The organism is Amycolatopsis anabasis, from assembly GCF_009765355.1.
In the GTDB taxonomy this organism is placed as follows: domain Bacteria; phylum Actinomycetota; class Actinomycetes; order Mycobacteriales; family Pseudonocardiaceae; genus Amycolatopsis; species Amycolatopsis anabasis.
Window position 1 is genome coordinate 1 of record NZ_VTHK01000078.1, and the last position, 17,539, is coordinate 17,539.

The 17,539-nt window shown below is 68.6% G+C and carries 20 protein-coding genes and 1 pseudogene; 7 read left to right on the plus strand and 14 right to left on the minus strand.

Annotation, left to right across the window (positions count from 1 at the left end):
- The first annotated feature begins 11 nt into the window (after positions 1-11).
- The gene (locus tag FXO23_RS52845; RefSeq protein ID WP_425484975.1) at positions 12-143 is read left to right on the plus strand and encodes a hypothetical protein; all 132 of its coding nucleotides are present in this window, start codon (positions 12-14) and stop codon (positions 141-143) included.
- Between the two features lie 230 nt (positions 144-373).
- Here FXO23_RS52845 and FXO23_RS46000 read toward each other — a convergent pair whose 3' ends face one another.
- The gene (locus FXO23_RS46000; protein ID WP_158894633.1) at positions 374-934 is read right to left on the minus strand and encodes a TetR/AcrR family transcriptional regulator; all 561 of its coding nucleotides are present in this window, start codon (positions 932-934) and stop codon (positions 374-376) included.
- Positions 935-1,248: 314 nt separating this feature from the next.
- Between FXO23_RS46000 and FXO23_RS46005 the strand changes: the two genes are divergently transcribed.
- Positions 1,249-1,506: a hypothetical protein gene (locus FXO23_RS46005; RefSeq protein WP_158894636.1), complete on the plus strand. Its 258-nt coding sequence runs from the start codon at positions 1,249-1,251 to the stop codon at positions 1,504-1,506.
- A 122-nt stretch (positions 1,507-1,628) separates the two neighbouring features.
- On the opposite strand, the gene FXO23_RS46010 is transcribed toward FXO23_RS46005, so the two are convergent.
- Positions 1,629-2,591, minus strand: coding sequence for an LLM class flavin-dependent oxidoreductase (locus FXO23_RS46010; RefSeq protein WP_158894638.1), 963 nt, complete (start codon positions 2,589-2,591; stop codon positions 1,629-1,631).
- 73 nt (positions 2,592-2,664) lie between these two features.
- Between FXO23_RS46010 and FXO23_RS46015 the strand changes: the two genes are divergently transcribed.
- The gene (locus FXO23_RS46015) at positions 2,665-3,549 is read left to right on the plus strand and encodes a MarR family winged helix-turn-helix transcriptional regulator (protein ID WP_158894641.1); all 885 of its coding nucleotides are present in this window, start codon (positions 2,665-2,667) and stop codon (positions 3,547-3,549) included.
- A 196-nt stretch (positions 3,550-3,745) separates the two neighbouring features.
- On the opposite strand, the gene FXO23_RS46020 is transcribed toward FXO23_RS46015, so the two are convergent.
- Complete coding sequence (locus tag FXO23_RS46020) at positions 3,746-4,240, minus strand: DUF2000 domain-containing protein (RefSeq protein WP_246258483.1); 495 nt, start codon at positions 4,238-4,240, stop codon at positions 3,746-3,748.
- A gap of 153 nt (positions 4,241-4,393) precedes the next feature.
- Positions 4,394-4,888, minus strand: a complete 495-nt coding sequence (locus FXO23_RS46025) for an Lrp/AsnC family transcriptional regulator (protein ID WP_158894644.1) — start codon at positions 4,886-4,888, stop codon at positions 4,394-4,396.
- A 73-nt stretch (positions 4,889-4,961) separates the two neighbouring features.
- On the opposite strand from FXO23_RS46025, the gene FXO23_RS46030 reads away from it, so the two are divergent.
- Positions 4,962-5,801 (plus strand): DMT family transporter, encoded by an 840-nt coding sequence (locus FXO23_RS46030; protein WP_158894647.1) that lies wholly within the window; start codon positions 4,962-4,964, stop codon positions 5,799-5,801.
- A gap of 120 nt (positions 5,802-5,921) precedes the next feature.
- Here FXO23_RS46030 and FXO23_RS46035 read toward each other — a convergent pair whose 3' ends face one another.
- On the minus strand, positions 5,922-6,638 hold the full coding sequence (locus FXO23_RS46035) for a TetR/AcrR family transcriptional regulator (protein WP_158894650.1): 717 nt from the start codon (positions 6,636-6,638) through the stop codon (positions 5,922-5,924).
- Positions 6,639-6,963: 325 nt separating this feature from the next.
- On the opposite strand from FXO23_RS46035, the gene FXO23_RS46040 reads away from it, so the two are divergent.
- Positions 6,964-7,872 carry an NAD-dependent epimerase/dehydratase family protein gene (locus FXO23_RS46040; protein WP_158894653.1) on the plus strand — a complete coding sequence of 303 codons (909 nt, stop codon included), beginning with the start codon at positions 6,964-6,966 and terminating at the stop codon, positions 7,870-7,872.
- 82 nt (positions 7,873-7,954) lie between these two features.
- On the opposite strand, the gene FXO23_RS46045 is transcribed toward FXO23_RS46040, so the two are convergent.
- The 5 genes from FXO23_RS46045 to FXO23_RS46065 form a co-directional block, all read right to left on the minus strand.
- A complete protein-coding gene (locus tag FXO23_RS46045) occupies positions 7,955-8,389 on the minus strand; it encodes a hypothetical protein (protein WP_158894656.1) in 435 nt (144 codons plus the stop codon).
- Positions 8,390-8,490: 101 nt separating this feature from the next.
- On the minus strand, positions 8,491-8,865 hold the full coding sequence (locus FXO23_RS46050) for a hypothetical protein (protein ID WP_158894659.1): 375 nt from the start codon (positions 8,863-8,865) through the stop codon (positions 8,491-8,493).
- A gap of 122 nt (positions 8,866-8,987) precedes the next feature.
- Positions 8,988-9,167, minus strand: a complete 180-nt coding sequence (locus tag FXO23_RS52045; RefSeq protein ID WP_158894662.1) for a hypothetical protein — start codon at positions 9,165-9,167, stop codon at positions 8,988-8,990.
- Between the two features lie 113 nt (positions 9,168-9,280).
- The gene (locus FXO23_RS46060) at positions 9,281-10,609 is read right to left on the minus strand and encodes an MFS transporter (protein WP_158894665.1); all 1,329 of its coding nucleotides are present in this window, start codon (positions 10,607-10,609) and stop codon (positions 9,281-9,283) included.
- A gap of 99 nt (positions 10,610-10,708) precedes the next feature.
- The gene (locus FXO23_RS46065; protein ID WP_158894668.1) at positions 10,709-11,341 is read right to left on the minus strand and encodes a TetR/AcrR family transcriptional regulator; all 633 of its coding nucleotides are present in this window, start codon (positions 11,339-11,341) and stop codon (positions 10,709-10,711) included.
- 105 nt (positions 11,342-11,446) lie between these two features.
- Here FXO23_RS46065 and FXO23_RS46070 point away from each other — a divergent pair, with 105 nt between their 5' ends.
- Positions 11,447-13,258 (plus strand): bifunctional sugar phosphate isomerase/epimerase/4-hydroxyphenylpyruvate dioxygenase family protein, encoded by a 1,812-nt coding sequence (locus tag FXO23_RS46070; RefSeq protein ID WP_158894670.1) that lies wholly within the window; start codon positions 11,447-11,449, stop codon positions 13,256-13,258.
- Here FXO23_RS46070 and FXO23_RS46075 read toward each other — a convergent pair.
- A complete protein-coding gene (locus FXO23_RS46075; RefSeq protein WP_158894672.1) occupies positions 13,203-14,129 on the minus strand; it encodes a shikimate dehydrogenase in 927 nt (308 codons plus the stop codon). The genes FXO23_RS46070 and FXO23_RS46075 overlap by 56 nt on opposite strands.
- A 142-nt stretch (positions 14,130-14,271) precedes the next feature.
- On the minus strand, positions 14,272-15,120 hold the full coding sequence (locus FXO23_RS46080; RefSeq protein ID WP_246258485.1) for a PaaX family transcriptional regulator: 849 nt from the start codon (positions 15,118-15,120) through the stop codon (positions 14,272-14,274).
- A 104-nt stretch (positions 15,121-15,224) separates the two neighbouring features.
- Between FXO23_RS46080 and FXO23_RS46085 the strand changes: the two are divergent.
- A pseudogene (locus tag FXO23_RS46085) lies at positions 15,225-15,803 on the plus strand (SDR family NAD(P)-dependent oxidoreductase); the annotation flags it as partial.
- 258 nt (positions 15,804-16,061) lie between these two features.
- Here FXO23_RS46085 and FXO23_RS46090 read toward each other — a convergent pair.
- Together FXO23_RS46090 and FXO23_RS46095 are read right to left on the minus strand one after the other, a co-directional pair.
- Entirely contained in the window at positions 16,062-16,463 is a 402-nt protein-coding gene (locus tag FXO23_RS46090; RefSeq protein ID WP_158894674.1) for a transposase, read from the minus strand.
- A gap of 136 nt (positions 16,464-16,599) precedes the next feature.
- Positions 16,600-16,926 (minus strand): IS110 family transposase, encoded by a 327-nt coding sequence (locus FXO23_RS46095; protein WP_158894676.1) that lies wholly within the window; start codon positions 16,924-16,926, stop codon positions 16,600-16,602.
- Between the last annotated feature and the right edge of the window lie 613 nt (positions 16,927-17,539).

Sequence of the window (17,539 nt, forward strand, 5' to 3'; positions counted from 1 at the left end):
CGGACCACATCATGTTCTCCGTGGACTACCCCTACGCCGACCCGGAACTCGGCGGCCGCTGGATCGAGCACGCCCCGATCAGCGAAAACGACCGCCGCAAAATCGCCCACCGCAACGCACGCGAGATGTTCGCACTGCCCTGACCCGCGCGATCAACGGTTGCCCGCAGAACGCCGCGCTGGCGACCTGCCGCAACGCGGTGTCGTACTTTCCCGCGTCGCCGGGTCGAGCGCGTCGAAGGCCGAGCTGGCCGCGGAACGGAGCCGCATCGACCGGATGATCACCGAATTGACCAACTCGCGCGAGGTGCTCGACGAGGTGACAGAGGTGCCGTGGTGTTGGTGGTGGGTGACTTGCTCGCCATCGCGGCAGTTCACTGGCAGGGGAGCAGGGGCTGAGCGCGGAGGCCGTCGAGGAGCAACCGGAGGTGCCGCGGTCGGAGCGTCGCGGTGACGTCGTCGGGGACCGCGGGCAGTGGCCGGGTGACCGTGGTGAGCAGCAGGATCAGGTCGTCCGCGGTCAGCTCCGCGCGGAGTTCCCCCTGTGCCCGAGCGGGGTCGAGCAGGCGATCAAGCGCCTCCGTGAGGGCGGCGCGGGCGGTGTCGACGTCACGGTCTCCGGTCAGGCTCGGCTGGAGGATCGGCAAGACAACGGTCACCTCTCGCTCGATCACCGACTCGACAAAGCGTGTGAACGCCACTCCACCGTCGGCATGCTCGGCGAGTTCCGCAAGCCCTCGCAATTGGTCCAGGTTGTTCAGCGCCACTTGCTTGATCAGCGCGTGCCGGGTAGGAAACCCGCGATACAGTGTCGCGACTCCCACCCCGGCGAGGTCGGCGATCCGGCCCAGCGACACGCTCGGTCCGAACTCGTGGAACAGCCGTTGTGCCGCACGCAGGACGCGTTCCTGGTTGTGACGCGCATCAGCACGCACCGCATCTCCTCTGCGCTTGCCCGGCGGTCCGGGCGCAACTGGACATCCGCTTGACTGGAGCCAGCCTCCCGCAGGACTGTTCCGGGGCGATTCCCGAACAAATTCGCCGTCCCGCCCCGGCTTCGAGCGCGGCCGGAACAATTCCGGAACAGGTCCGCGCGTCGGCTCGGCATCCTTCTCTACGTCAACACGCCGCAGCAGCGCCCTCGTCGCACCGCGCCGAGCGGTGTCGCGATCGGAATACGGTACCGAGCACGGTTTCGGTCGGCACATAGCCGAAATGGCGCGAGTCTTGGATCGCCGCGTGCGGCCTGATGCTCGACCTCGAGGCGGACACGATCGTCCCCGGGCACGGGCCGGTGATCGGCAAACGCGAAGTCCGCGGGTTTCGCGATTACCTGGAACGGATCCGCGACCACGCCACCCACGCCCACCAGCTGGTCAAGTCCGACCCCGAGCAGTTCGGCGACGTGGGAATCACGACCCTCGACCCGGACAAGATCGCCGACACCGCCTGGCAGCTTTACCGCCAACGCGATCGGCCCGAAGCGACCTTCAACGCCTTCGGCTAGATCCACAACCGTCGCGCCCACTCATCGCATTTCGCTGCCCATGATTTGGTGGGCGGCGCGGCGGCGGCTTTCCCAGAGCCGCTCTGGCCGAAAACTCCTGCCTGCCGCGTGCAGCACTGCCGTCACCGCGCCTTGGTGATCGCCTCCCGGACAGCAGGCACCACCTCACGTGCCCACCGGGCGAGTTCGATCTCGGCCGGCTCCGTTCCGGTGGCGAAGAAGATGAACCCGGATGCGCCATGGTCGAGCACCGCGCTGGTCAGCTCGTCGACCCATTGCTGGACCGAGCCACCGACCCAGCGCCCGGTCTCGTCACGCACCGCCGACACCGGGGCGGCCGTGATCTGACCGGGCATTACGTAGATGGTGGCGACCTCATCCGGGCTTCGCCCGGCCGCGGCGGCGGCCTCGTCGATCAGCGGCCGGGACCGTCGATAGCGGTCGCTGAGCCAGTCCGACGCCCACGCGGGGATCCAGCCGTCGGCCAGCCGGCCGGTGACGGCCAGCGATTTCGGTCCCATCGAGCCGGTCCACACCGGGCATGCCGGTACCGGGGCGGGGTCCAGCTCGTGCACCTGATAGTGCGCACCGTTGATGGTGACCGCTGGACCACCGCCGCTGAGCTTCCTTGTCATCTCGATGGCCTCGGCGAGGGCGTCCACGGCGCTCGCCGGTGATCTGCGGGCCATACCCATGCGCACGATCTCGTCCCAGTCGCCGCCGGCACCCAGGCCCAGCACCACCCGACCGCCGGACAGCGCCGACAACGAGGTGACGGTGCGCGCCAGCATCGGCGCGGGTCGGGTCGGCAGGTTGGTCACGTTCACCAAACCGGTGAGGTTGCGAGTCTGCGCGAGGACGAATCCGAGCGTGGCGTAGGCGTCCAGCCGCCGTGCCGTGTACGGATGATCGGCGACGGAGAACAGGTCCAACCCGTCCTGATCGGCGATCCGGGCCAGCCGCAGCACAACCTCGGCATCGTTCTGGTCGTCAGCCCCGACGAACCCGACGCCGAATCCGAAATGTACGCCCGTGCCCGGTGCAACGGCCCGGCCCGCACCCAGCGGCTCAGAAAGATCACGCATGCCGGGAGCGTATCGCCAGTCAGCCTAATCATCAACGAGCCTAACTATCTGCCGCTCTGGCTATACTCGATCAGTGACCCTGCCAGCGCGAACCTCCGCGTCGATCGAGCCGAAACTCGTCGGTCACAGCGGCTACCTCGCCCGACTCGCCGCGTTCCGGGCGGAAGCACTGCTGGGCGAGCAACTGCCACCGCAGCGCTCGATGCGCGACGTGGCCGTGCTGTGCGTGCTCGAAGGCAGCCGCCTCTCCCAAGCGGACCTGGGCACCATGCTGTCGATCAACCGCACCGTGATGATCTCGGTGATCGACGCCCTCGAAGCCGACGACCTGGTCCAGCGAGAACGCGACCCCGCCGACCGGAGGTGCTATGCCCTGGCCATACGCGCCGACGGCCTGCGCGAGCTGGCGACGCTGCGTCGCGCCGTCGACAGCGTCGAAGCGACCCTGCTGGCCGGCCTCGGGCCGCGCGAACGACGGCGATTGATCGAACTCCTCCGGCAGGTGCAGCCCACCCCGGCATCCGACCTGCCGACCGAACTCACCAACCAGGCGTGCTTCCTGCTCGGCCCCGCCGCCCAGTTTCTCCGGGCGCGCAGCGTGCAGACGTTGCGGGAGCACGGCTTGGCGCCCCGCTGCGTGCGACTGCTGCTGGCACTGGAGGCCGACCAGCCCTGCACCCAGGAACAGTTGGCCCGCTCGCTGACCTTGGCCGCCCCCAGCATCGTCGGTGACCTCGACGAGTTACACGGCAACGACCTGATCCTGCGTGAACGTAACCCCGCGGACCGCCGCGCCTACGTGCTGCGGCTCTCGCCCTCTGGACAGCGGTACCTCGCCGACGCGCTGGCCGCCGAGCACGCCGGCCAGCGCACGCTCGAACACGAACTCGGCCGCGCCGAGGTGCACGAACTCAACTCCCTGCTCACCGAGATCGCCAGCGGCCGTCCGTTGCTGTAGTCAAGGACCCTTTGAACCAGACCGCCATCAGACCGGTCCGATCCAGATTGACGACAGCGTTTGACGACGGATAAGAGCGTCGACGGCCGCGCCCGGCGCCTGGTGCCGCTGCTCGCCGTCCGCGGCCGTGATGGTGTTCAGGATCTCGGCGCGCAGGGTGTCGACGGTGAAAGGGCTGGGTATCGCGTGCTGTGCTTCAAGGCATCAGCGGCAATTTGCCGACGATTTTGTCGATTCGGTTGCGCGGTCCCACGATGCCGACCGCGTAGTAGTCGATGTCGTCGGCCGCGGTTTCCTTGATGGTGGCGAGGTAGTCGGCGTAGACGCGCGTGTGTTGGGCGGCGGCGGGCATGTCGGCGACGAAGGTGCCGGCCGAGGAGGCGGCCTTGGCGCGGATCGTACGCAGCGTGCCGGTGTCCGCGGCCAGAATCGTGCAGCCCGCCCAGGGAAGCCCTGCGTGCACGTTACCGTCGGCGTCCACGGCGTCGTCCCCGAGAATTCCGGTGACCGCGGGCGAGGTCGCTGCTGCCACGCAGACGGCGGCGTTGACGGCACGACCAGGGGGCAGGTCCCGATTGACGACGACCACCCACTTCAGGCGCGCCGCGCGGGTCGGGGTGGTCGGGTCGATCTCGTCCGGCGCGAAGCCGACGACTCCGTCGGTCATTTCTTTGTTCTCCTGGTGATTCATCCGGGCTCTTGCCGGAGAAGCTAGCCGAGCATGCGGAGATATTGACCAGGCTCCGAATCTTTGCACGGCAATCCAGCCTGCTCGCGCTGTGGAACGAACTTCATGCGGTTGCCGGGGCCCCGTGATGGCCACATGTGCGGATTCCGGTTGTGGTCAGCGCCCCTTTCGTGGCAGTCGGTGCTCTTCGATCCCGGCGGGTTCGATATGCCGGGACTGGACGTGCTCGTAGGCCATCGTGGTGTGCACGTCGGCGACCTCGCGGCGTTCGGTGAGGCGGTCGATGACGAAGGCGTACACGCCGTTGATGTCCGGGACGGCGATGTGGATGAGGAAGTCGTGGGCGCCGGAGGTGACGAACAAGCCGATCGTCTCGGGTAGTCGAGCTGCCCACTCCCGGAACGCCTCGATGATCGGACGCGCTGGAGGTCGGATGCGGACTGCGATGAGGGCTTGCACCGGGCGGCCGATGGCTTCAAGGTCCACGGCCGCGTGGTAGCCGGTGATGACACCGTGCTGGCGCAACAGCCGGACGCGCTCCAGCGAGGTGGACGGGGACACCCCGGTCTTGGCCGCCAAGTCGCGGTTGGTCTGCCGTGCATCGTTCTGCAGTTCCCGCAGCAGGGTGCGATCGGTCGAATCAATGTCCATAGGCCGACCGTACTGCCGTATGAAGTTCGGCTTCGAAGGGAATCCTCCAGATTTCTTCCTAGCATGTCGCGCTATGGCTACGCAGAAGAACGATGCTCCCGGTGCCGGGCTGGTACTCGGGGCAGCCGTGCTGTGGGGGTCCGTGGGCCCCGCTCAGGTCCTGGCAGCCAGCCCGCTGGGGCCCGCCGCCCTCGGCGGGTGGCGGTTGCTCCTCGGCGGCGCGGTGCTGTGGCTCTTCGCGGTGCGGAACCGGAGCGCGCTGCGCGGGCTCGCCGATCGAACAGTCCTGCGGCCGCTGCTGGTGTGCGCGTTCTCGACCGGCCTGTACCAGGCGGCCTTTCTCGCCTCCGTGTCCCGGACCGGCGCGGCCTTGGGCACGGTGATCGCCCTCGGGACGGCACCGGTGGCAACCGGGATTTTCGCGCGAATCGCAACCGGTGAACGGATCGGCGCCGCCTGGGTGCTCAGCACCGCCGCGGCGGTGGCCGGGTGTGCCCTGCTGTTGGCTCCGGGAAGCACCGTCGCGGACCCGCTCGGGCTGCTCCTGGGACTGATCGCCGGCACCTGTTACGGCGTGTACACCGTGTTCGCCAAACAACTGGCAGCGAACAACCCGCACGTCCACCCGCCGACGGTCGCCTCAGTGTCCCTGATCATCGGCGCGGTTCCCCTGACGCCGTGGATGATCCTCGACAACGAGGGGCTCTTCGGTGACCGCACCCTCGGCCTCATCGCCTGGCTGGCGCTGGCCACCACGGCCGCCGCGTACTGGCTGTTCTCGATCGGACTGGCCCGCGCGAGCACCACCACGGTCGGCACCCTGAGCCTCGCCGAACCCTGGCCGCGGCGGTCCTCGGCGTGCTGCTGCTCGGCGAACACCTGCCACCGTCGGCGCTTGCGGGCTGCGCCCTGATCCTCGCTGGACTGACCGCCGCCTGCCTACCCGTTTCCCGACAAGGCCCGGCACGACGAAGCGCTCGCTTGTTCGGCCGCCGCGGACAACGAGGTGCCGACTTCGCCCAGACGGGGTGAGTTAGGGCAGTCCTGCCAGATCGGCCATGACCTGCATCTGGTGGTCGAAGTATTCCGCACGGGTCACGATCATGTCGTCGAGTCTGCCGAAAACCTCGAAACTGAGCAGCCCGAACAGATGTACCCACGCGGTCAGCGCACCCGCCAGTATCGTTTCCGCCCGCGGGCCCGAAGGCGGTGGCATCGGCGCATCCTCGGGCCACTGCTCGAGCAATCGCTTGAGATCGGGCCGGAGCGCGGCGGGCTGCCGTCGTGCGGGCTTTGCCGCTCTCTGTCCGGTCGTCGATCCGTCGGCCAGGATGGCGACGAGGAGAAGGACCACCCGCGTGGCGGGAGACACAGTGTCGGATGGGGCGGCATAGCCGGGCACCGGACTTCCGTAGATCAGCGTGTACTCGGCGGGGTTGGCCAGTGCCCAGTCTCGTGCCGCGCGGCAGACGGCCATCCATCGGCCGCGGAGATCGCCACGCTTGACGCGCGCCTCGGCCGCCTCCGCTTCGGCGCCCAGGGCGTTGTAGGCGTCGGTGATCAGCGCGGTGAGCAACTGGTCGCGGCTGGCGAAGTACCGGTACAGCGCGGACGGGACCATGCCGAGGTCCCGGGCGACGGCTCGCAGGACCAAGTTCGCGCCATCGGTGGCCAGCCGCCGCCGGGCAGCGTCCTTGATCTCCTCGGTGAGCTCCGCGCGCACGCGAGCCCGCATCGACGGTGTCGACATGACCCACATAGTGACACACGCGAGAACAACGACACGAATCGTGAACGCTGTTCTTGACAGAGAACAGGGGACACGTACACTCGACCACGAGGCCGAGAACGCTGTTCTCGGATTGGAACGCGTGGCCTGGATGCCATGGGACGAGTTCCGGTGGGATGCCCCGCGGTATGCGCCGTAATGGCGTTCAACGGATCGCGTGCCACACCGAATTACCGGCTCTCTCCCGCTGGCGCGCCGATCGCGACGGCGACGCGCAGGCTTGACGGTCCGTCAACGAACTTTGACCTTCAACCATCGAATCGATCCTTAAGAGACGGGAGTCGTCATGTCGCATGCAGTCGTGGTCGGAGCCGGCGGAACCGGTGCCGCCACCGCGTTGTCGCTCGCCGAGTCCGGCCGGGTGGTGCGGCTGGCAACTCGGAGTGGAAGCGGACCCCACCATCCCCGGATCGAGCGGGTGGCGGTCGACGCCGCCGATTCCCGCCAAATGACTGAGCTGTGCCGCGGGGCGCGCACGCTCTTCAACTGCGCCGCGCCCGCCTATTACCGTTGGCCTACCGATTTCCCGCCGTTGGCGAACTCGCTCCTACACGCTGCTGAAGTCACCGGCACTGATTACGTCATGCTGGGCAACCTCTACGGGCACGGGCCTGTGGACCGGCCCATCACCGAGGATCTGCCGCTGGCGCCATCGAGTGTGAAAGGACGCATCCGTGCCCAACTGTGGGCCGACGCGCTCGCCGCGCATCGCGCCGGGCGTGTCCGCGTGACCGAAGTGCGTGCCAGTGACTTCATCGGCAGCGGGGCTGGCTCGCTGTTCACCATCATGGCCGTCCCCAAGATCCTTGCGGGCAAAACCGCTTGGATACCGGCGGATCTCGACCTGCCGCACAGCTGGACCGGGACGCGCGACGCGGCACGCGCACTCGTCGCGGTCAGCCAGGACGAACGAGCATGGGGCAAGGTGTGGCACGTGCCGTCAAACCCACCGGTATCGGTACGGGAGCTGGCAGGCCGACTGGCCGGGGTCGCCGGGGTACGCCCGGCCCGGCTGCGCTCGATGCCCCGCTGGGCGCTCACCGCGGCGGGCCTCGCGTCCCGGATGATTCGAGAACTGCCTGAGATGCAGTACCAGTTCCGACGCCCCTTCATTCTGGACTCGTCGTGGACCGAACAGGTCTTCGACCTCAAACCTAGCCCGCTCGACGACACTCTCCGGGAAACCGCGGAATGAACCAAATCTTCCGCACGGGAACGTCGAGACCGGCATGGCGTCGCGTGGCTTTCCCGAGGAAAGCCACGCGACAGCCACCTGGTCAGCTCGGCAGGGTGATGTGCGTGGTGCAGGGCAGCACGCCCGGCGCGTCGAACTCGAACGTGTACCAGACCTCGCTGCCGGCTGGCACGACGTCTCCGTTCAGCTTCTCGACATGCGCACCGCGCTTGATGTCGGGCCAGTCGTACTTCACCTTGTCATGGTTGGCCCGCAGATGAACCTTGCTGTGCTCGCCGATCGGCGCTCCGTTGTCGACAGAGATGGTCCAGCCGGCCTTGTCAAGCACATAGCTGGCGTCCTGCTTGTGGAACTCCAAGCCGGGTGCCGCCCGGTAGTTGCCGTTCGATGGGGACTTGCACGGCGGGCCCGGCACAATGTCGGCACTGGCCACGGGGGCCGTCGCGGCGAGTCCGGCGGCCCCAAGAGCCATGACGACGGCTGCCTTGGCGCCCAATCTCATTGCTGCGTTGTTCATGATTTGATCCGCTCCGTTCCGGTGCACCGGTGGGTCCGGCACCTCTCGAAGCTAGGAGCGGCGGATTCGCACCAACTTCTCAACGGTTTCCGTTGAGTCGTTCACCTCGGCGGCCACGGTGGCGAGGCGGAGACCGCCGGGGTGTCGGCCTGTGCGACGGACTCGGCCTCGCCGCTGAGGTCGTTGTGCGTTGCCGGGGTGGTGGTCGAAGCCGCTTCCCTCGGCGCCCCTTGGTGCCGGGCGGCGACGTCGGCGGCGAGTTGGCGCGCGACGGCGGCCACCTCGTCGGCGTCGCTGCCGGTGACGCGAATCCTGGTTTCGCCGTCCGGGGAGACCAGGAGGTCGGCGCCGCACTGGACGCAGAAGCGGCCGGTCTCCAGCGGGGTGGGGCCACCGCATCGGTGGCACAGCGCTTCCGGCTTCGTGGACGTGTGGGAAGTAATGGCACCAGGGGACTGAAGTCGTTGGAATGCCAAACGGAAGAAAGCGCGGACACGGGTAGGCCGATCTGGTGCCGGGGATATCACCGGCGAAAACCAGATCGTTCAACCGCGTTTCCAGCACTTTCCCCGTGAACATTTCCAGCAGCCCGTCCGCGCTACCTATCCGGCCCGGGCACACCAGCCCGGGCCGGCCCAGTCCGCTTCTGCCCAGGCGCCGAATCGCCCCAGGAGTGAGTGCACCTGGGCGATTCCAGCGTCGTGGACAGCAGGCCGCCCAGGTTCTTCGCCCCGCCGCCGATCACCACGACCTTGCCGCGCAGGTCTTGTCCAGCCATCTGCCTGGCTCCTTCCGGTGTCGATGCCGTGCGTCCGACGCTGGGTAGCCGCGAAGGGAAGGAGGAAACACACGATCCTGGTGCGGCCACAACCAAGCCCGATAACCCCAGCCTCAGGGGGTGGGGGCGGGCTGGGAGCCGGTGTCCGCGGCTCGCATGCCGAGGCGCTCGGTGGGCACCCGGTGGGTTTCGCGGCCGCTGGCGACGGCGGCGATGTTGACGGCGCAGAGCACCGCGGTGAACACGGCGACGCCGATCCAGCCGCCCGCACCGGTTCCGCCGATGGCGGCGGCGATGGTGGGGGCGAAGCCCGCGATGGCGAAGCCGATCTGCGTGCCGATCGCCATCCCGGACAGGCGGACCTCGGCGGTGAACATCTCGCCGTAGAACGCGGGCCAGATGCCGTTGGCGGCGCTGTAGACGATGCCGAACAGGACGATGCCGACGCCGAAGACCATCGGGTAGCTGCCCGCCGAAATGGCGCCGAGGTAGGCGAACATCAGGGCGGCGCAGCCGGCCGAGCCGGCGATGAAGACGGGTTTGCGGCCCACCCGGTCGGCGAGTGCTGCGCACAGGGGGAGTGCGATCAGGGCGGCGGCGTTGGCCAGGACGCCGACCCACAGCATGGCGGACCGGTCGAGTTCGACCGTGTTCACCGCGTAGCTCAGCGCGTACACGCTGAAGATGGTGCTCACCGAGGCGATGGTCGAGGCCAGCACGACGCGCACGACGTCGCGCCAGTGGTCGCGGAACAGCACGGCGACGGGGAGGCGGGCCGTGCCGCGGGCGGCGACCTGCCGTTCGAACACCGGTGTCTCGTCGAGCCTGCGCCGGATGACGAATCCGATCACGACGACGAGGAAGCTGGCCCAGAACGGAACCCGCCAGCCCCAGGACAGCAACGTGCCTTCGGGAAGCGCGGACACCGGCAGGAACACGGCCGTGGCAAGGATCTGACCGGCTTGCGTGCCGCTGAGGGTGAAGCTCGTGTAGTACGCGCGGCGGTGCGCCGGGGCGTGTTCGAGGGTCATGGAGTTCGCGCCCGCCTGTTCACCGGCCGCCGACAGGCCCTGGAGCAGGCGCAGCACCACCAGCAGGACCGGTGCCAGCACGCCCGACTGGTGGTAGCTGGGCAGGCACCCGACCGCGAACGTGGCCGCGCCCATCAGCAGCAGGGTGAAGACCAGCACCCGTTTGCGGCCGTAGCGGTCCCCGATGTGCCCGAGCACGACCGCGCCTAGCGGCCGGGCCACGTAGCCGACGCCGAAAGTGGCCACGGCCATCAACGTCCCGGTGGCCGGATCGGACGCGGGGAAGAAAACCTTGTTGAACACCAGCGCCGCGGCGGTGCCGTAGATGAAGAAGTCGTAGTACTCCAAGGCGCTTCCGATCCAGGCGGCGATTGCGGCCTGCCGGGGCTTACCCGCCGGGTGCGTGGTCACGGTGGTGCTCCTCTGTCGGGCGGCATTGCCGAACAGTCGAAGGTACGAACTAGATAGTTAATTAGCTTGCGATGGTGCGAATCGCCTGTCAAGGGTTGGTCAGTGCGCCGTCAGATGCGCCAGGACGAGGTCGCCGAGCAGGGTGCGGTAGTGGGCGCGCAGGCCGGGATCCAGCATGTCCCGGTTGAAGATCGCGTTGAAGGTGTGCCGGTTGGCCGTGCGGAACACGCAGAAGGCGCTGATCACCATGTGCACGTCGAGCGGGTCGACGTCGTCGCGGAAGACACCCGCGTCGCGACCCCGCCGCAGAATTCGGGCCAGCACGTCCAGCGCGGGGTTGGCCAGGCCGGACAGCACGGTGGAGCGGGTGATGTGCTCGGCGTGGTGGATGTTCTCGATGCTGACCAGCCGCACGAAGTCCGGATGCGATTCGTGGTGGTCGAAGGTGAGCTCGGCCAGTTGCCGGATGGCGTCCGCGGGGTCGAGGTGCTCGACGTCCAGTTCCTGCTCGATGGCCCGGATGCCGGTGTAGGCGCGTTCCAGTACCGCGATGTAGAGCTGTTCCTTGTTACCGAAGTAGTAGTAGATCATCCGCTTGGTGGTGCTCGTCTTCGCGGCGATCTCGTCCACCCGGGCGCCCGCGTAACCCTTGTCGGCGAACTCGGCGGTGGCGACGTCGAGGATGTCCGCGCGGGTGCGGTCGGGATCCCGGCTGCGGTCCGGTGCGACCAACGACTCGCCTTTCGTGACGGTGAACGTGTGTGGTCACTGTAGTCGTGCCCGTGGCCTGGGACGTTCCGGTGTCAGTCAAGTAACTATCTGGTACGTTCATTAGCCATGGACGGCCCGGAGCTCCGCCTGGACATCGCGACGGTGTGCCTGTCCGGCACGCTCGACGCCAAGCTGGCCGCCGCGGCCGCCGCCGGTTTCCACGGTGTGGAGATCTTCGAGAACGACCTGATCGCCTCGTCGTGGGCACCTCGTGAGATCCGGGCGCGGTGCGCCGAGCTGGGGCTGTCGATCGATCTGTACCAGCCGTTCCGCGACTTCGAGGCGGTGCCGCCGGAGGAGTTCGCGGCGAATCTGCGCCGGGCCGAGCACAAGTTCGACGTGATGGAGCGGCTCGGGGCGGACACCATGCTGGTCTGCTCGTCGGTGTCGCCGGACGCGGTGGACGATGACGACCTCGCCGCCGAACAGTTGCACGCGCTGGCGTCCCGGGCGGCCGATCGGGGCATCCGGATCGCGTACGAGGCGCTCGCGTGGGGCCGTTTCGTGAACACCTACGAACATTCCTGGCGGATCGTCCGGCGGGCGGACCATCCCGCACTGGGGCTGTGCCTGGACAGCTTCCACGTGCTGTCCCGGGGTAGCGAGATCGCCGGGATCCGGGTGATTCCCGGTGCGAAGATCTTCTTCCTGCAGCTGGCGGACGCGCCCCGGCTGCGGATGGACGTGCTGCAGTGGAGCAGGCACCACCGGCTTTTCCCCGGGCAGGGCGCGTTCGACCTGAGCGCCTTCGTCGCCGCGGTCGCGGGCACCGGGTACGACGGCCCGCTGTCGCTGGAGGTGTTCAACGACGTCTTCCGGCAGGCCGACCCGGCGCATACGGCCGTCGACGCCATGCGGTCGCTGCTGGTCCTCCGCGAGAGCGCCGCGGACCGGCTACCGGTCCGGATCCGCGACCGGATCCGCGTCGCCGACCTGCCCGCCGCGCCGCCTCCGGCCGGGTACGCGTTCGCCGAGCTGACCGCGCCGGATCCGTCCGGTGTCCTCTCCGCCCTGGGTTTTGTCCACATCGGACAGCACGACTCCCGGCCGATCCAGCTGTGGCAGCAGGGGGACGCCCGGATCACGGTGCGGTCCGGGGCCGGGGTGCGGATCAGCGCGCTGGGCGTGACCGCCCCCGACCCACTCGTCGCGGCACGGCGAGCGAAGCGGCTGCTCGCCTCCCCTCTGTCCGATGTGGACTACGACGATCCCGCGGTGCGGGCGCCCGACGGCATCGACATCGTCTTCTGCCCGGAAGGCGACTGGATGGCGGACTTCACGCCGCCCGATCCCGCGGCGGTGAACACTTGCGGCATCACCGGAATCGACCACATCTGCCTGACCGAGCCGTTCGACGACTTCGACCAGACCGCGTTGTTCTACCGGGCCGTGCTCGGCCTGGAACCGGAACCGGAGACCGAGTTCGCGGCGCCGTACGGGCTGATCCGCAGCCGCTCCGCGAGCGACCGCGATCGCCGGATCCGCATCGCCCTCAACGTGGCGGCCCTTCGCCGCGGGGACTGGGCGCCGGCCGTGCCCGACCCCCAGCACGTCGCCTTCGCTTCCGAAGACGCCGTGGCCAGCGCCGAAGCGATGCGGGCGCTCGGCGCGCCGCTGCTCGACATACCCGGCAACTACTACGACGACCTGGACGCCCGCTTCGCCCTGCCGCCCGAGCGGCTTGCCCTGCTGCGCCGGTACTCCGTGCTCTACGACCGGGACGAGCACGGCGAGTTCCTGCACTTCTACACGCAGATGCTGGGGTCGCACGCGTTCTTCGAGGTGGTCCAGCGCATCGACGGTTACGCGGGCTACGGCACGGTCAACTCGCCGGTGCGGATGGCGGCCCATCGGCAGTTCCGGCTGGCGCGCGGGTGAGCGCGTCGAAGTGACGCAGCATCCGGTCGGCATCGGGTTCGCGCCCGGTGATGAGCCGGAACCCGTCGGCAGCTTGGAAGACGACCATGCCGCCGCCGTCCAGGACCCGGCAACCCCGGGCGCGGGCGGTCACCACCAGCTCGGTGTCCAGCGGCCGGTACACCACGTCGGCCACCCAGAGGTGCGGCATGATCAGGTTCGCGGGCAGCGGAAGCCCCGGATACGCGGCCATCCCGGTGGGCGTGGCGTGGACCAGGCCGTCCGCGTCGTGGAGTGCGCGGGACAGGTCGGCGTGGCCGTTGCCCACGCGGCCGGTCACGGCCCGATCCGGACCGAAGTGATCGCACAGCGAGCCGGCGAGTGCCTCGCCGCGATCTCGATCGGTGTCGAAGACGTGGACGGTTCCGGCGCCCATCGTCAGCAGGGCGTGGGCCGCGGCCGCCCCGGCCCCTCCCGCGCCGAGGAGCACGACCTGGTCGATCGGGGCGTCGGGCAGTCCTAACGCGACATTGCGGGCGAACCCGGAGAGATCCGTGTTGTGGCCGATCGCCCGGCCTTCGGTGAAGACCACCGTGTTGACCGCCTGCAGCGCGGCGGCTTCGGGGGAGAGGTCGTCGAGGTGGTCCAGGACGACCTGCTTGCACGGGTGCGTGATGTTCAGCCCGTCGTAGCCGGCCAGCCCGGCGGCGGCCACCAGGTCGCCGACCGCACCGGCCGGGAGCCCTCGGCTGGCCAGGTCGAGCGTGCGGTAGAGGTAGCGCAGCCCCAACTCGTCGGCCTCGCGCTCGTGCAGGGCCGGGCTCAGGGACGTCGCGATCCCCGAGCCGACCAGGCCGACCAGGCAACGGTCCTCGTCATGCGGTGCTGTCACGCCCGGGCCCCGTTCTGCAGCGAATGAACGTACTAGATAGTTAATTATACCAGACCCGCGGTTGGCGGCAAGGGAACCGGGTGGTGGGGTCGTGAGTGGACAGACCGGTTAGAACCGGACGGAACACTCACGACCTCAGGGGTCAATCGGTTGCGGGGTCGGGGATTTCGTCGAGGAGGTCGGCCGCGATGCGGGCGGCAGGGGTGCGGTAGCGGTCGTCGAGGCGGTGGAAGAGGCGTTCGGCTCGGATGGCGGGCCAGTCGGTGGCCAGGTGTTCCGCGGGCAGATGCGGGTCCTGCCGGACCAGTTGGAGCCAGTCGGTGTGCAGCAGCAGTTGCCGCGCCAGATCGTCCGGGGCCGAGGGGAGCGGTCGCCGAACGTCCCACTGGCTGAGGAAGGCGCGGTATCGCGCGGCGATGGCCTCGGTGTCGAAGGCCCTGCCGACCAGATCGGCGGATTCGGTCGGCTTGGCGTGCTGGGCGGTGAACACCGTGACGTTTCCGGTCAGCCCCAGGCTTTCCACGATCGAGGTGACGTCCTTGATCCCCGGCGCGATCCACAGTCCGTTCTGCAGCATGCCGAAGCCCGCCCAGATCAGCTGGGAACGCAGATCGTGCCGATCACTCCGCCTGGTGTCGGGCAGCGAGAAGCCGACCAGCGTCCAGTTGCCGTCCCAGTGCCGGTTGACCGCGCCGGTGTCGTGGATCCGCCGGTCACCGTCGTGGAGCACCTCGGTGGCGCGGGCGGTCAGTCCGAAGTAGACACGACGGCCCCGGCGGTGCCGGGTCAGCAGCCCGCGTTTGGTCATCCGGGCCAGGGTCGAGCGGACGGCCTCTTCGGAGACGCCGACCCTGCCGAGGACGTCGATGATGCTGCCGGAGTAGACGGCCGTGCCGCGCCCGAGCACGTACAGCCCGAGGAAGTTGAGCATCACGGACTGCGGCCGGGCCGGGTGGGCCGGTGCGGTGTCGTCGGCGTGGCTGTCGGTCACGGGGCCAGCCTAATCCGGCGGTCGAAGTTGTGCACCTTCTTGACGGCCGTCAGGATTTCGACCTACTTTGGATGGGCAGGAGCGAGCCGGAGAAAGGACTTTGCATGGATCTGGCCGGAAAAGTCACCGTCGTCACCGGCGGGGGCCGCGGGCTCGGCCGGGCGTACGCCGAAGCACTCGCGGCCGCGGGCGCGGCCGTCGTGGTCAACGACGTGGACGCCGAGGCGGCCGGGCGAGGGGTCGAGGCGATCACTTCCGCCGGTGGCGAGGCGGTGCCGGTGGTCGCGCCGGTCGGCCGCGCCGAGGTCGCGGACCGGTTGGTGTCGACCGCGGTCGAGCGGTTCGGGCGGCTCGACGCGATGGTGACCAACGCGGGCGTCCTGCGGGACCGGGTGCTGTGGAAGATGAGCGACGAAGACTTCGACGCGGTCGTCGACGTGCACCTGCGCGGCACGTTCACCTGTGCCCGCGCGGCGGCGGTGCGCATGCGGGAACAGGGCACGGGTGGCCGCCTGATCCTGATCTCCTCGCCCGCGGGGCAGCGCGGGAACTTCGGCCAGACCAACTACGCCGCGGCCAAGGCCGGGATCGTCGCGATGGCCCGCACCTGGGCGTTGGAGCTCGCCAGGGCGGAGATCTCGGTGAACGCCGTCGTGCCGGTGGCGGCCACCGAGATGACCAAATGGCGCGAGGAAGGTGCGTGGCTCCGCCGCCCGACTTCGTAGTGGCGGTGCTGTGCGGTGCTGTGCCCGCCCCGCATCACGATCGCCGCTGCGGAAGGCGGCGCCGCGCCGCCCCGCAGTTTGCCGACCTGATCGGGAAGCGCGACTCCGCAACTGGCCTGCCAGCCCGAGGCATACGTCTTCTCGGCGACGTACGCCTGTCCGTCGCAGCGGCACGCATCCCCACGTGCACGTCGCCAGGCAGGGCGGACCAGGAGGTTACCGGGATGCTACCTCGGCCTGGAACCGGACGACGATGTAGAGCGCGCGGTTGAGTCTGCGGTTGCCGCCGCGGCTGAGGCGGTGACGTTGAGTCCGTCCCGATGAGGCTGGAACTGGTGCGCTGCCGTTGGCTGCGGCGAACTTGCTTGTGGTGGGAAACCGCCGGATGTCACCGACCTCGCCGATGATGCGCGCGGCGACCAGCGGGCCAACGCCGTGGATGTCGGTCAGCGTGGTGCCAGATTCGGCGATCATGCGGCGGATGCGACGTTCGAGGGAGCGGATCTCGAGGTCGAGTTCGTCGAGGCGGTCCAGCTGTCCGCGCACGAGTTCGGCCCGAACACTGTCGTCGCTGGCGACGACCTGGCGGGCGATCGCCAGAGAAGCGCTGGACCGCAAGTCGCGGCACCGGGCTTGGTAGCCCGGCTGCAGGATCGTCAGGCGTGTGCCCGATTCGCTGTGCGAGTTCGCTCGCCGATCAGCTGTTCGCGGTAGTCCACCAGCAGTTTCAGATCCTCGGCCAGCCCACCTGGTGTCACCGGCGCCTCTCGCGCATTGTCAGCACGGGCGGCACGTCCACGACCGGAAATCCGGCGGCCAGCAGCACGAGAGCGATGGCCCGGCCGTAACCGCCCGCCCCCCCGATACCACCGAACCGATCGACGGGCACTTGGGCGGCCAGCCACTCGACAAGCTCACCATGGCCGGCCTCATTGTTGGTGACCGTGATGGCCTCACGCTGACGGCCGGAGTGGTCAACGATCGCAACCGCGAGCGTGTCCTTGTGGGTGTCCATGCCACCGAACAACTGAAAAGACTCCTCTCGACCGGAAGAGGTAGCGATCGAGCGGTGCGCATCCATGCGTTGGGGTGTCCATGCTTCTATCAAGCGACGCCGCCCGATCCGAGTTGTTCTCACGGGGGCACTCATTAGGAAAGCCACGTCGAAGGCGGGCATGACGAGACAGGGCCATCCGCGAGAACATCCCGGCATCCTCGCCAAGATCGACGAAGAGCGCGAGCACCAGTCCGACACGCATGACGAGGCTCAGTGGCCTTCCCTCCGATGAGCCGTTCGCGACAGCGATCTCAGTGACCCACACAGTCCCGGTCTTCGCGTCAGAGCTCGAAAGCTCCCGAATAGCGACGTATGTGCCGTGCGGGCGGGCTGCGATCACGATCAACAATCTGTATCAGCAGGTCACGGTGGTAGCACAGACACGCCGAGCCCGCCGGTCTTGCACGAGGACTCACCGGTCCGAAGGCGCCTCGGGCATACGCGCAGTGAGTCGGGACGCCACCGTCGGCACCGCGCCGCGACCGGTCTTGCCTGCGGGCTCCACGTCTCAGAAACACACAGGCGTCAGCGCAGTACCGGGCTAGAGGAACAACCCGGCGATGAGGTCCGCGCCCGTCTTAGCTGAGGGCTCCATACGACCTCGATCAGTCAAGGCGTCAAGATCAACGCCGGGTCG